Here is a 13,488-nt window from a genome sequence, read left to right as displayed (position 1 = left end):
CACGGCGGACAGCGGCGCGCCGCACGGGCGCGGGTCAGCTGCCCGCCCGGCGAGCTCGCGCGTCGGCGGCGCCACCGCGCCGTGCGGGCCGGTCCGAGCGCGCCTCGTCGCGCGCCGGTAGCGCGTGACGGGCCCGGGATGTGATCCCCGACCGCTCCTCGACCACGTCGGACAGCTCCTCTTCCCGTTCGACCATCCCGGCCCGGACGTCGGCGCCGAACGAGCCGATCGCCCCGGCCAGCTCGCGCATGGCCTCCCCGAGGTTGCCGGCGATGCCGGCGGGGGTGGCCGCGCGGGCGGTCTCCTTGGCCTTCTTCGACAACGTTACGCCGGCGGCGACGCCGACTCCAAGCCAGAAAAGGCGCCTCACGTGCGGCCTCCTCGCCGCTTCCCGCGCCGCGCGTGCTTGCCCTCGCCGATCTCCTTGGTCCTGCGCCGGGCCTTGACCGCCTTGCTCACCCCGTAGGAGAACGCGGCGGCCTTCACCAGCGGACCGCCGAGCGTCGCGGTGAACACCGAGGTCAGCGCGGAGACGTTGCCGGTGACGGCCTGGGTGTTGGCGGTGATGCCGTCGACCCGTTCGAGCTGGGTGTTGACGTGGGTCAACGCGGTGTTGGCCTCGTCGAACAACGGGTCGGAGTTGGTGTGGGCCTTGCGAATCGCGATCGTGGCCTCGTCGAGCGTGCGCCCGAGTTTGATCAACGGGATCGCCAGCAGCAGTACGAGCAGTACGAACGCGCCGGCCGCGATCAGCGCGGCGAGCTGCCCTGCTGACACGAGCCCTCCTAAGGGTGCCAAACATCGTGGATTGCGCGTCAGGTTACCGCGCGGCTACGACGAGGGCCTTCCCGGATCACCGGGGCGCGCGGCGCTCACGTCCGCGCTCACGTCCGCGCTCACCGTCCACCACGGATCGCGCGGCGCAACCGGGGCAGCCGTTCGGCCACCGCGCGCTCCGCGCCGCGCTGGGTCGGCTCGTAGTAGTCCCGGCCGACCAGCTCGTCCGGTGGGTACTGCTGTTCGAGCACGCCTTCCGGCACGTTGTGCGGGTACCGGTAGCCCACGGCGTTGCCCAGCTTCTTCGCGCCGGCGTAGTGGCCGTCGCGCAGGTGGGCCGGCACGGCACCGGTCGCCCCGCCCCGCACGTCGGCCATGGCCTGCGAGATCGCCGTGGTGACCGCGTTGGACTTGGGCGCGGTGGCCAGGTGCACGGTGGCCTGGGCGAGGTTGAGCGCGCATTCCGGCAGGCCGATCAACTGGACGGCCTGGGCGGCGGCCGTGGCGGTCTGCAACGCGGTCGGGTCGGCCATGCCGACGTCCTCGCTGGCGTGGATGACCAGCCGGCGGGCGATGAACCGGGGGTCCTCCCCCGCCTCGATCATCCGCGCGAGGTAGTGCAGCGCGGCGTCCACGTCCGACCCGCGGATCGACTTGATGAACGCGCTGACGACGTCGTAGTGCTGGTCGCCCTGGCGGTCGTAGCGCACCGCCGCCTTGTCGACGGTCGACTCGACGGTGGCCAGGTCGATCGCGCCGTCGCGAGTGGCCAGCGCGGAGTCGGCGGCGGCCTCCAGGGCGGTGAGCGCGCGGCGCGCGTCGCCGCCGGCCAGCCGGACGAGGTGGTCCTCGGCCGTCGGCTCCAGGGTGACCGTGCCGGCCAGGCCGCGTTCGTCGGCGATCGCGCGGCGGACCAGCTCACGGACGTCGTCCTCACCCAGCGACCGCAGCTGCAGGACCAGCGACCGGGACAGCAGCGGCGCCACAACCGAGAAGAACGGGTTCTCCGTGGTGGCCGCGACCAGCAGCACGATCCGGTCCTCGACCGCGCCGAGCAGCGCGTCCTGCTGGGTGCGGGAGAACCGGTGGACCTCGTCGATGAACAGGACGGTCGACTCGCCGGAGTGGGTGAGCCGCCGGCGCGCCTCCTCGATGACCGCCCGCACCTCCTTGACCCCGGCCGAGAGCGCCGAGAGCGCGACGAACCGCCGGCCGATCGCGCTGGACACGAGCATCGCGAGCGTGGTCTTGCCGGTGCCGGGCGGGCCGTGCAGCAGCAGCGACGCCGGGGCGGCACCCTCGACCAGCCGGCGCAGCGGGGCGCCCGGGCCCAGCAGGTGGTCCTGGCCGATGACCTCCTCCAGCGCCGCCGGGCGCATGCGCACGGCCAGCGGCGCGTTCGCGGCGAGCCGCGCACTGCCACCCGGGTGCGCCTGCGCCCGGGGTTCGTCGAAGAGTTGAAGGTCGTGCCCGTCGTCCACGGTTTCGACGCTACCCGGCAGCCCCGACACGCCTGTGCCGGCACGACGACGCCCGCCAGCGCCGTCGTCAGCGGATCGGCACCGGCCCTCCCGCTACGCTGCGGCCGTGCAGCGAACGAGCCGGATACCCGACGACGTCTCCCTGGTGGTCCGCCCGGACCGGCGCGCGGCGACCCGCGGCCAGATGTTCACGCTGGTGACGTTCGGGGTGACCACGGTGATCGCCGTGTTCGGCGTGATCGCCACCGGCACCCCGATCGGGGTGTGGGGCGTGGTCGGCGTGCTCTGCCTGCTCGGGTTCGTCCTGGAGCTGTTGGGGCTGCGCGCCGAGATCGCGTTCGGCCCGGCGCTGGCGGCCGACGACGAGCACGTCTGGGTCCGCACCGGCGGCTTCCTGCGACCGGCCTCGGTCCGGCTGGACTGGTCGGAGGTCCAGGGCATCGCGCTGCACACCTGGCACGGCCGCCGCAAGGCGACCGCGCGCTACCTGACCTTCGGTCTGACCGACACCGTCAGCAAGGAGCTGTCCGGCGCGCTGGACGGGGCGCAGGACCGCCGGATGCGGCGCCTGGCCATCACCTTCGGTTCCCCGATCGCGATCTCCGAGCAGTACAAGGACACCTCGCTCGACGAGACCGTCCGCGACCTGCGCTCACTCGCCGGAGAGCACGTGCGGTTCACCAAGAACTGACCGGTCAGCGGAAGGCCGGGTACAGCGGCAGCGGTTGGCTGGCGTCGTAGCGCTTGCGCAGCGCGGCGTGGGTCAGCGACGCGTGCTCGGCGACCGGGTCGAGTCCGGCCGCCGCGCCGGCCTCGGCGAGCTGCTGCCAGCGGTCGAGGAGAACCTGGCTCGCCCGGGGCGTGTGCACCAGGCTCGACGAGTGCGTCCTGGCGGCGTCCGGGCGGGTGAAGTGCTGCCAGGTACTGAGCCACACCCAGAACAGCTGGGCGTCGAGCAGCAGCGAGGCGAACACCGCGTCGTCGTCGAAGTCGGGCCACACGACCCGCACCTCAGCCCGCCACGCGGCCAGCATCGCGTCGGTCATGCCCGCCGGCAGGGCGAACGGGCACCAGCACGACGGGAACGGCACCCGCAGGTACGCGGCGTCGAAGATCGCGTTGCGCACGCAGCCGCCCTCGAAGTCCAGGAACCGGACGCCACGGGTGGTGATCAGGTTGTTGTCCGGGCACGAGTCCGACGGGCTGAACGCCCGGTGCCGCCCGTTGTCCAGCAGCTGGCGGCCGCGCTCGGCGCACTCCAGCGTCGCCGGGGTGGTGGGCAGGCCGAGTTCGTCGGCGAGCAGCGCCGGCAGTTCGTCCAGGGCCGCCGCGCCGTCGACGGCGAGCGGGTCCTTGAGGTCGGGCGGGGTGAGCCGGCGCTGAAGCGCGTCGAAGTCCGCCTCGCGGCCGGCGGTGGTGGCGTGCAGCCGGCCCAGCGACCGCGAATAGGACAGCAGCGCGCGCTCGGCGGCCCGCGCGTCGTCGCCGAGCAGCTTGTCGGCGAGGGTGGGGGCGCCACCGAGGTCCTCGAGCACGACCAGCCGGCTGTCCGAACCGTGGGCGAACAGCTCGGGACACATCCGGTCCTCGGAGGCGAGGGCGGTGAACAGCTGGTAGCTGGCCGCCTCGCGGACGAAGCTGTCGCTGTGGCCCTCGGGTGGTCCGAGGTAGCGTTTCAGCACCATCGTGCGCGGCAGCGAGAACGGACTCGTCGAGACCCGGACCCGCACCACGACGGATCGTTCACTGCCACCGAGGTCTTCCGGCTCGATCAACTGGATCTTCGCGCCGAACCGGCGGCTGAGCACAGACTCCGCCGCGACCACGGTCGCCAACACCTCTGGATCCGCTTCGCCACCGATAGCCGGCGGGTCAGCGGCGGTTTCCACACTCATCTCCTCAGACCCTACTCCCGCTCCTGGCACCGACCGTAGTCGTGTCCATCGATCAAGTAGCCAGCATTCCGGGGACAAATAAAGGGAACGTTGTCATTTCGAGCACGTTGCGACTGGTCGAGAAACCTCCTGGTCACCCGTTCGGCAACGGTCGGCCAACGTCCTGTGACCTCCAGGTCGCCCTGCGCAACAACAGGACGATCGCCGCTGCCGCGACGATACCGAGCAAGTTGATCCCGAGTTGTCTCGTCGACTCCACGAACCGGGCCCACTCGCCGAGAATCGCCGCGACGCTGGCATAGCCGGCGGCCGGGACGGTGGTGACCGAGATGAACACGCCGACCAGCGCCGCCGACTTGGCCGAGGTCATCGCGAGCATCCCGGCCGCCCCGGCGAGCACGGCGACGATCAGCGACCACGGGCCGACCTGGTAGACGAAGTCCACGTCGTGCCGACCGGTCAGCACACTGGTGTCGAACAGCCCGGCGGCGTTGCCGATGAGCGTGCCCAGCGCGGTGATCGCCATCGCGACCGGGAAGCCGACCGCCAGCGCGACCAGCGCCCGGCGCACCAGGTCCCACCTGGCCCGCACCAGCCCGACGGCCAGCGCGGCCAGCGGCCCGAACTCCGGGCCGAGCACCATCGCGCCGACGATCGTCACCGGTGAGTTGATGATCACACCGACGGCCGAGAGCAGGCACGCGATCGACAGGAACGCGAGGTAGGCGCCGTTGAGCCGGGACTCCTCGCCGGTGCGCGTGAGCAGTTCCTCCCAAACGACGGCGTCGGCGGCGTCGCCCGGCGCGTCCTCCTCCGCCCGGTCGGCGGCGTCCGACAGGGCGGTGTCGACCGGTTCCAGGGTGATGCCGCCGGTGTGGTCGATGTCCAGCCGGCACAGCGAGCCGAGCAGGTCGTCGGCGGCCTCCCTGGCGACCAGCGCCTCGATCAGGTCACCGGCGGGCGCGATCGCGGCGCCCCGGTTCAGCACGAGGTGCGTGGCCCCGGGGTGGGTCGTGAGCTGTTCGAGGACCTTGTCCGTCTGCTCCGGCGGGCTGATCACCCGGAGGTGCAGCACGCGGTCAGGCCTTGGCCGGTGTCGGCTTCGCGTCCACGCCGGCCTCCTTGCGCTGCTCCACCGTGATCGGGGCGGGAGCGCTGGTCAGCGGGTCGTAGCCGCCGCCGGTCTTGGGGAACGCGATGACCTCGCGCAGGGACGGCTCGTCGGCGAGCAGCATGACGATGCGGTCCCAGCCGAACGCGATGCCGCCGTGCGGAGGCGGGCCGAACTTGAACGCCTCCAGCAGGAAGCCGAACTTCTCCTCGGCGTCCTCGGCGGAGATGCCCATCACCTCGAAGACACGTTTCTGCACGTCGGCCTGGTGGATACGGATGGAGCCGCCGCCGATCTCGTTGCCGTTGCAGACGATGTCGTAGGCGTAGGCCAGGGCGTTGGCCGGGTCCTGCTCGAAGGTGTCGATCCAGTCGGCGTTGGGCGAGGTGAACGCGTGGTGCACGGCCGTCCAGCGCCCGCCGCCGACGGCGACGTCACCCGCGCTGCGGGCCGCGTCGGCCTCCTCGAACAGCGGCGCGTCGACGACCCAGACGAACGACCAGGTCGACTCGTCGATCAGCCCGAGCCGCTTGCCGATCTCCAGACGAGCGGCGCCGAGCAGCGCGCGGGCCTCCGACGGCGTGCCGGCGGCGAAGAAGACGCAGTCGCCGGGCTGGGCGCCGGTGGCCTTGGCCAGACCGTCGCGTTCGGTGTCGGACAGGTTCTTGGCGACGGGACCGCCGAGGGTGCCGTCGGCGCCGACCAGGACGTAGGCCAGGCCCTTGGCGCCGCGCTGCTTGGCCCATTCCTGCCAGGCGTCGAGCTGGCGGCGCGGCTGGTCGGCGCCACCGGGCATGACGACCGAGCCGACGTAGGGGGCCTGGAAAACGCGGAACGGGGTGTCGGCGAAGTAGTCGGTCAGCTCGGTGAGTTCGAGGTCGAAGCGCAGGTCGGGCTTGTCGGTGCCGTAGCGGGACATGGCCTCGGCGTAGGTCATGCGCCGGATCGGCAGGGTGATGTCGTGGCCGGCCAGTTCCCGCCAGAGCGCGGCGATGACCCGCTCGCCGAGGGCGAGCACGTCGTCCTGCTCGACGAAGCTCATCTCGATGTCGAGCTGGGTGAACTCGGGCTGGCGGTCGGCGCGGAAGTCCTCGTCCCGGTAGCAGCGGGCGATCTGGAAGTAGCGCTCGACGCCGCCGACCATGAGCAGCTGCTTGAACAGCTGCGGCGACTGCGGCAGGGCGTACCAGGAGCCGGGCCGCAGGCGGGCGGGGACGAGGAAGTCGCGGGCGCCCTCGGGGGTGGATCGGGTCAGGGTCGGGGTCTCGACCTCGAGGAACCCGTCCTGGTGGAGCACGTCCCGGGCGATGCGGTTGGCCTCGCTGCGCAGGCGCATGGCCTTGGCCGGGCCGGCGCGCCGCAGGTCGAGGTAGCGGTAGCGGAGCCGGACCTCCTCGCCGACGGTGAGGTGCTCGTCGAGTTGGAAGGGCAGCGGCGCGGCCTCGCTGAGGACGTCGAGCTCGGTCACCAGCACCTCGACGTCGCCGGTGGCGATCTCCGGGTTCTCGTTGCCCTCGGGGCGGCGAGAAACCTCACCCACGACGCGGATGCAGAACTCGGAGCGCAGCTGGTGGGCCCGCTCGGCCATCTCCCCTTCGCGGAAGACGACCTGGGCGACTCCGGACGCGTCACGAAGGTCGACGAAGATGACCCCACCGTGATCACGCCGACGGGCGACCCAACCGCTCAAGGTGACGGTCTGACCAGCGTGTTCGGCCCGAAGCGTCCCGGCCTCGTGCGTGCGGATCACGGCGTGCTCTCTCCTGTCGGATTTCGATGGAAACGAGAGAAGGCTAGCCAACGCCACGGCGGTTCCGCCCAGCAGGTTTGCGGGTCTACCATCACCGTACGCAGCAGGGCGATCACTCGCGGATTTAACGTGACGGCTACCAAGCCTTGCGGTCAACCCGTAGGGTGTTGGTTACCAGGTGGTAGGAATCGCTGGGGGGCGAACGCAGGGAGACCACGATGGCTGGCGGCGCGACCCGCGAACCAGTTCGGGAACTGCATCGAGCGGCGGCAGGCGACATGCGCCGCACGCTCACCGCACACACGACGGACAGCCTTGCCGCGGACGCCTTCCCCACCGCACTGCGAACGGCGATTCAGGCCAGCGGGCTGAGCCTCGACCGGATCCAGTACCGGTTACGGGCGCGTGGTGTGTCGGTCAGTGTGACGGCGTTGAGCTACTGGCAGTCGGGCCGCCGGCGTCCGGAACGCGCCGAGTCGCTGGCGGCGCTGGGTCACCTGGAGTCGGTGCTCGGTGTGGCCCCGGGTTCGCTGATCGCGCTACTGGGCCCGCCGCGGCCGCGCGGCCGCGTGCAGCGCGAGTCCTCCCGCCTCCCGATCGAGGCGTTATGGTCCGAACGCGAGCCCGTGACGAAGCTGCTCAAGCGGATCGATTTCACCACTGAGACAGCGTTGACCAAACTGAGCCAGCACGACCGGATCGACGTCGGCGTCGACCGGGGCGAGAAGAGGATCAGCGTCCGCCAGGTCCTCCGCGCCGAACGTGACGGTGTCGACCGAACTCTGATGGTCTACGACCTCGAGCGCATCGGCCGCCCGTTCCCCGAGATCACCGCGCACCAGTCGTGCCGAATCGGCCGCATAGCCCGGGACGAGGCAGCTGGCCTGATCGCCGCGGAGATCCTCCTCAACACCCCTCTCGCGAGGGGCGACACGACGATCGTCGAGTACGCGCTCAACCACCCCGGTCCCCCGTACTCCCGGGGCGACGACACGTATTCGCGCAAGTTCACGACGCCGGCACGCGAGTTCGTCCTCGAGCTCCGGTTCGACCCCCGGGCCCTGCCGGCCTACTGCGAGCAGTACACGGTGGACCCCGAGGAACAGACCACCACCCGCCGCAAGATCGAGGTCAACGCAGCCGGTGAGGCCCACGCCGTGGCCCTCGACTACGGCCCAGGCACGTTCTGCATCCGCTGGGAATGGCCCCAGGACCGCACGTAACCCCCGCCCTTGTTCGCCCCGCGTCACCGCGGTCCTGTCTGGCACTCGCTTGGCCCCACCATCCACGCATCGCCATCCACGCATCGCCACCGGCGCCGGTCCCGCTGCGTCCGCCGCACCCCACCAGCCCAGGTCATCGACGCAGGCCCAACGGGGCCGACGCGGCCACGGAGTCCTCCGGCGACGACGAGGTGGTGGCGCCGCATTCGCCAGCGCCAGTGCGACCGTGGCGGGCTGGCACCGATGAGTGAGGAGCAGACCGTGACCGCTACCGCTGAGGGCGCCAGTCTGATCGCGCCAAGGGGCACCAACCTGATCGCGCCAAGGGGTACCGGCCTGCTCGCGGCGAGGGCGCCGGTCTTGTCAGGCGCTACCGCCGGTCCCACTCGGCGATCTCGGCCTCGAACGGCGCCGGGTCGAGCCCACGGGCGCGTACCCAGTCCGCGTCGAGGTGGGTGTGGCGGTAGGCGTCGCCGTTGTCCCCGTTGACGGTGACGACGGTTCCGCTGCCGCGTTCCTCGGCCAGGCGCGCGGCGAGGTACCGGGCGCCCCACAGGTTGGCACCGGTCGCGGGGCCGGCGTTCACGCCGGCCACACGGTGCAGCCATCCCATGGCCGCCACAGCGGCGGCGTCCGGAACGGGGATGACGAGGTCGATCAGGTCCGGCTGGAACCCCGGCTCGACCCTCGGCCGCCCGATTCCCGGTATCCGCGACGGCATGCCCGTGCCGTAGTCGGCGGCCCCGGTCACCCAGGCCGGGAAGTAAGCCGAGTTCTCGGGGTCGACGACCGCGAGCCGCGTCGGGAGCCCGTGCTGACGCAGGTGCCGCCCGATCGCCGCCGAGGTGGCGCCGGTGCCCACGCCGACGACGATCCAGTCAGGCGTGACCTCCTTGAACACCTCCTCGGCCACCGTCGGCCCCGCTGCGGACATCGCGGTGTCGGCGTCGGTGAAGTGGTCGAGGAAGTACCCGCCCACCCGCGCGGCGAGTTCGGTTGCCTCCTCCTGAATCGCCACCGGAGGCAGTTCCCCGACCTGCCACCGCCCGCCGAACCCCTCGATCCGCTCCAGAACACCGCTGGCTGTCTTGGCCGGCACCACCGCGGTGAACGGCAACTCCAGCAGCCGCGCGAAGTACGCCCCCGCGACCGCCACCGCCCCACCCGTCCCCACGACGACAGGTGTCCCCGCCGCGATGCGACCACGGGCGATGGCCTGGCAGTACATCGCCCCGAGGTGGCGGTACTTGAGACTGCCGGTCGGCAGCAGGGACTCGTCCTTGAGCAGAACCGTCACCCCGTCCGGTGAGACCCGCTCCACCGTGCGCAGCGGTGTCACCCGGTGCTCGGCCCACACCCGTCGAACGGCGTCATCGGCCCACTGACTGAGGTTGCCCGCGTCCATGTGCGGACCCTAACGGCAGCCCTCCCCCGTCAGATCTCCGCCGCGCAACCTCTCGTCAGTGGCCCGCCCAGCCGCCCAGCCGCCCAGCCGCCCAGCCGCCCAGCCGCCCAGCCGCCCAGCCGCCCAGCCGCCCAGCCGCCCAGCCGCCCAGCCGCCCAGCCGCCCAGCCGCCCAGCCGCTTCGACGGCAGCGTCGCATCGCCACCTGGTCACATCAACGAGGCCGGCCACCTCGGTTGCTGTTTCCGTTGATGCGGCGCTGGTGTCCCGGTCGCTCGGCGTGCGACGGGCTGAGTACGGACCTGCGGTCTGGTCAGTCAGTGGCTATCGGCACTGTCCTGAACGGATCGCGGTGGTCCGCGTCCTCGCGGTATCCGGTTGGTCCCGGGGTGGCTCTCCACCCGTCCGTGGATCTGTCCGGATGACCGCCTCGCCTCGGCCGCGCGCGAGCCGGAGCGAGGTGGACAGGTCGTGGTGATGTCCTGTGCTCACAACAGCTCCAGTTGCTCCTGTGGCGCGGACGCGGCCTGTTCCGGTATCGAGACCAGGCTTCCCTTCGGCCAAGTGGGTTCCTCCTTCCTCATGGAGCGGTCCTCGTTGCCGGCCAGGCCGTGTTTGCGTAACAGTGGCCCGACCCGCCGTCCCAGCCAGCGGCGGTAACGGATGTCGGCGTTGGCGCCGCGTGCGTAGATCTGTCGGTAGCTCGGCACGAGTTCCGGGTGTTCGCGCGCCAGCCACGTCGCGAACCATTCCCTCGCGCCGGGCCGCAGGTGCAGCGGCAACACCGTGACTCCGGTCGCGCCGGTGGCAGAGATCGCCGCCAGGAGCGCGTCGAGTTGCTCGACGGAGTCGGTCAGTCCGGGCAGGACAGGACCGACGAACACTCCGCACGGCAGGCCGGCATCGACGATCTTGCGGACCAGTTCCAGTCTCGCCTGTGGGCTGGCGGTGCCCGGTTCGAGACTTCGCTGGAGGTCACGGTCGACGAGCGCGATCGAGACTCCCAACCCGACCGGCACATCGGCACTCACCTCCCGCAGCAGCGGCAAATCCCTCGACAACACCGTGCCCTTGGTGAGGATGTTGAACGGGGTGCCACTGTTGGCCAACGCCCGGATGATTCCCGGCATCAGCTTGTACCGGCCCTCCGCCCGCTGGTACGGGTCGGTGTTGGTGCCCATGGCCACGTGTTCGTGGGTCCAACGCGGTGAACGGAGCTGCGCGGTCAGCACCTCGACCGCGTTCACCTTCACCACCACCTGGGTGTCGAAGTCCTGGCCGGAATCCAGATCCAGGTAGGTGTGCGTGTTCCGCGCGAAGCAGTTGTGGCTCACCACACCGTTGGCGATGAAGTCACCGGTGCCGGTCGTGATGTCGAACATGGGCATCTCCAGACCCAGTGGTTCGACCGTCTCGATGGCTAATCGGTCGGCCGCCTTGATCGCTGTCCCGGCCAGCTCGCCGTCACCCGTGCGGACCGGATCGACCGTGTGCAGGAAACGAAGTTGTTCCGCCAGGCCTCCTCTCAACCGGATCCGTTGAACACCGCTGCGATGGCCGAGGTCCTCCACCGTGAACCGAAAGTCCATACGCAGCAACGCTTCACAGATCGTGCTGACGTTCGCCCGGCCCGTGCGGGCGACCAGCAGGTCGCCCCGGGCGAACTCACCGTCCACATCGAACACCCCGGCGACGAAGCCCTTGCGCCACTCCTCGCTCGGCACGAGAGGCCTCTCCACCGGCAGGCTGATCGAGTCCTCACCGGTCAGGTATTCCCGCACCCGTTGGAGTACCCGAGGTTCGGACGGCTCGCCGAACCCACCGGCGACTCCGGACAGATAACCGCTGCGGTACTCGACGGTCTGCTTCGGCGCGACGGCGAAGTGACCGGTGCCCACCAACTTGTCGCCGGAGGCGAGCACGGCACGCCGCCGACGTTCGGCACTCTTCGCGACGTGCCGCCAGCCCCGGTCGGTGAGAAACCGGTGGTCGCCGCTGGCGATCAGCTGGGTGCCGTCGCGCAGCGTCAACCGGTAGGCCTGTTTCACCGTGGACCAGTGCGCGAGAACGCGGGTGGTCACATACCGGCGTCTGCTGCTCTGACGCTCGGTGCCGTAGATCTCGTCGCCGACCCTGAGCTCGGCGAGCGGGCGCGTACGCCCGTCCGCGAGCAGGATCGGGGTGTCGCCCGCCAGGCAGTACCGGCAGGCGTGACTGCACCCTCGGTACGGGTTGATCGTCCACCGGAACGGCAGCGCCGACTTGCCCGACACCTTGTTCAGTATCGATCTGGCCCGCACCTCGTGGAAGACCATGCCGGCGAACTCCGGCGTCTCCACGCTGCGCACAAGACCCGGCAGACCCGGCAGGGTCTGCTGTCCTTGCTGATCTACCCGTTGGCTGTCCCATCGCACGATCACAGTCGAACACACGTTCGATGAGGTGTCAATCAAGGTCACCTGGTCGAGTGTTTTCGATCCGGAGCCGCCGTTCGGCGGGCTTCGGGACGGCCTTCGCAAGCGCCTCGGGAAGAGGATCGCGCGCACGGCCCCGACGACCAAACGGCTGTCCACAGTCCACCGTCCGAGGCGGACACCGTCCGGGTCCGAGCACATCGGATCGGTCACGACAACGCTCTCACCTGCGAGAACAGCCACCGCACCGACACTGTCGGACCAGGTGTCTACCGTGTTCTCCATGACCACCGCCCCGCGCGAACCAGCAGCCGTGAACGGCGCCGGCCACCCTGTGGCCGCTACCGGCGGCCCGTTCGTCCTGCGCGCGGCGCGATCGCCGATCCTCGGCTACAGTGGCCCCGCCGAGACAGGCGAGCGGATCACCGACGCCGACCGATTACGGACGGTACGCCGGCTCGTCAGGCAGCTGGGCGGCCAGGCACCGCCACCTCGCGAGCACGGCCTCAGGGCAGGTTGACCGTCAGCGGCGGCCCGCGGACGCACCGGCCCGGAACGACGCCCTCAACGGGCACCCATGATCACCGAGGTGGTCACCTGCGGCGGTTCGGCCGACCACACCTGGACCGCTCAGCCCATCTCGGCCAAGCAGGCGGCGGTGGTCTGCCGATCACCCCGGCACCGGCCACCACCGCCTGCTCCACCCGTAGTGCCACGTTGGTTTCCCACCAGCGTTCGTTGTTTGACGTCACGAATAAGCCGACCTCGATGGTTCGGCAGTGCTCTCCTCCTGCCAGCGGACGCTGGGGAGCGCTAGCCGGCCGCGGCCGGCGGCAACTCCCCCGCATCGGCCACCGGCCAGCCGAGCGGGTCGTCGCCCAACGCCGCCAACTGGTCGACCTGCTGCCCGCACCAGGGCGACACGGCGAGCTCCCCGCCGGTCACCAGGCTGAGGAACAGCGGCCAGGACACCCAGCCGTACTCGTCCACCTCGGCCGGCTCGAGCCGTGGTTGCGTGTCGGTGACCGTGCGGAACACCGGGCAGAGCTCGTTCTCGACCACGCCGTTGCCCATGACCGCGCGGTAGCGGAACCTGGGCAGCATCAGGTCGATGGCCGGGGCGGGCAGGCCCAGCTCGTCCCGTAGCCGTCGGGTCACCGCGGCCGTGAACGGTTCGCCCGGCGCGGGGTGTCCGCAGCACGAGTTGGTGACCACACCGGGCCACGTCGTCTTGGACCGCGCGCGGCGGGTGACCAGCAGCTCTCCGGACCGGTTGAACACGTAGCACGAGAACGCCAGGTGCAGCGGGGTGTCGCGGTGGTGCACCGTCGCCTTGTCCGCGGTGCCGATCCCCCGCCCCTGCTCGTCGAGCAGGACGACCTGTTCCATTCACATCTCCTCATCAGGCGGCAGGGGTCAAGCATGCCTGGCTG

At 70.8% G+C, this 13,488-nt stretch carries 12 protein-coding genes; 3 read left to right on the top strand and 9 right to left on the bottom strand.

The features are described from left to right. Nucleotides 1–34 precede the first annotated feature (34 nt). From BLA60_RS00420 to BLA60_RS00410, 3 genes are all read right to left on the bottom strand, one after another. On the bottom strand, nt 35–370 hold the full coding sequence (locus tag BLA60_RS00420) for a hypothetical protein (RefSeq protein ID WP_075130657.1): 336 nt from the start codon (nt 368–370) through the stop codon (nt 35–37). Beyond that, complete coding sequence (locus BLA60_RS00415; RefSeq protein WP_075130656.1) at nt 367–777, bottom strand: DUF948 domain-containing protein; 411 nt, start codon at nt 775–777, stop codon at nt 367–369. Before BLA60_RS00415 ends, BLA60_RS00420 begins: the two co-directional genes overlap by 4 nt. 119 nt (nt 778–896) lie before the next feature. After that, nucleotides 897–2,258 (bottom strand): replication-associated recombination protein A, encoded by a 1,362-nt coding sequence (locus BLA60_RS00410; RefSeq protein ID WP_075131406.1) that lies wholly within the window; start codon nt 2,256–2,258, stop codon nt 897–899. Between the two features lie 106 nt (nt 2,259–2,364). On the opposite strand from BLA60_RS00410, the gene BLA60_RS00405 reads away from it, so the two are divergent. Beyond that, nucleotides 2,365–2,949, top strand: a complete 585-nt coding sequence (locus BLA60_RS00405) for a hypothetical protein (protein ID WP_154814036.1) — start codon at nt 2,365–2,367, stop codon at nt 2,947–2,949. Nucleotides 2,950–2,953: 4 nt separating this feature from the next. Here BLA60_RS00405 and BLA60_RS00400 read toward each other — a convergent pair whose 3' ends face one another. From BLA60_RS00400 to aspS, 3 genes are all read right to left on the bottom strand, one after another. Beyond that, nucleotides 2,954–4,096, bottom strand: a complete 1,143-nt coding sequence (locus tag BLA60_RS00400; RefSeq protein WP_245811769.1) for an aminoglycoside phosphotransferase family protein — start codon at nt 4,094–4,096, stop codon at nt 2,954–2,956. 190 nt (nt 4,097–4,286) lie between these two features. Further along, on the bottom strand, nt 4,287–5,228 hold the full coding sequence (locus BLA60_RS00395) for a DUF389 domain-containing protein (RefSeq protein WP_075130653.1): 942 nt from the start codon (nt 5,226–5,228) through the stop codon (nt 4,287–4,289). A 4-nt stretch (nt 5,229–5,232) separates the two neighbouring features. After that, nucleotides 5,233–7,014, bottom strand: coding sequence for an aspartate--tRNA ligase (gene aspS, locus BLA60_RS00390; RefSeq protein ID WP_075130652.1), 1,782 nt, complete (start codon nt 7,012–7,014; stop codon nt 5,233–5,235). 218 nt (nt 7,015–7,232) lie between these two features. Here aspS and BLA60_RS00385 point away from each other — a divergent pair, with 218 nt between their 5' ends. Further along, nucleotides 7,233–8,237 (top strand): hypothetical protein, encoded by a 1,005-nt coding sequence (locus BLA60_RS00385; RefSeq protein ID WP_075130651.1) that lies wholly within the window; start codon nt 7,233–7,235, stop codon nt 8,235–8,237. Between the two features lie 370 nt (nt 8,238–8,607). On the opposite strand, the gene BLA60_RS00380 is transcribed toward BLA60_RS00385, so the two are convergent. Both BLA60_RS00380 and BLA60_RS00370 read right to left on the bottom strand, forming a co-directional pair. Next, the gene (locus tag BLA60_RS00380) at nt 8,608–9,642 is read right to left on the bottom strand and encodes a pyridoxal-phosphate dependent enzyme (protein WP_075130650.1); all 1,035 of its coding nucleotides are present in this window, start codon (nt 9,640–9,642) and stop codon (nt 8,608–8,610) included. A gap of 487 nt (nt 9,643–10,129) precedes the next feature. Next, entirely contained in the window at nt 10,130–12,055 is a 1,926-nt protein-coding gene (locus tag BLA60_RS00370; protein WP_245811768.1) for an intein-containing Rv2578c family radical SAM protein, read from the bottom strand. Nucleotides 12,056–12,338: 283 nt separating this feature from the next. On the opposite strand from BLA60_RS00370, the gene BLA60_RS42875 reads away from it, so the two are divergent. Next, on the top strand, nt 12,339–12,575 hold the full coding sequence (locus BLA60_RS42875) for a hypothetical protein (protein WP_154814035.1): 237 nt from the start codon (nt 12,339–12,341) through the stop codon (nt 12,573–12,575). A 293-nt stretch (nt 12,576–12,868) separates the two neighbouring features. On the opposite strand, the gene idi is transcribed toward BLA60_RS42875, so the two are convergent. Continuing rightward, nucleotides 12,869–13,444, bottom strand: coding sequence for an isopentenyl-diphosphate Delta-isomerase (idi, locus tag BLA60_RS00365; protein ID WP_075130647.1), 576 nt, complete (start codon nt 13,442–13,444; stop codon nt 12,869–12,871). Nucleotides 13,445–13,488 lie beyond the last annotated feature (44 nt).

Origin of the sequence: Actinophytocola xinjiangensis (assembly GCF_001921215.1) — a bacterium.
Lineage (GTDB): Bacteria > Actinomycetota > Actinomycetes > Mycobacteriales > Pseudonocardiaceae > Actinophytocola > Actinophytocola xinjiangensis.
The sequence above is the reverse complement of the archived record's forward strand: the minus strand, read 5'-3'. Positions and strand labels throughout refer to the sequence as shown.

Coding starts and splice junctions, on each gene's coding strand:
- BLA60_RS00385 (WP_075130651.1), top strand. CDS start 7,233: ATGGCTGGCGGCGCGACCCGCGAACCAGTTCGGGAACTGCATCGAGCG.
- BLA60_RS00380 (WP_075130650.1), bottom strand. CDS start 9,642: ATGGACGCGGGCAACCTCAGTCAGTGGGCCGATGACGCCGTTCGACGG.
- BLA60_RS42875 (WP_154814035.1), top strand. CDS start 12,339: ATGACCACCGCCCCGCGCGAACCAGCAGCCGTGAACGGCGCCGGCCAC.
- idi (WP_075130647.1), bottom strand. CDS start 13,444: ATGGAACAGGTCGTCCTGCTCGACGAGCAGGGGCGGGGGATCGGCACC.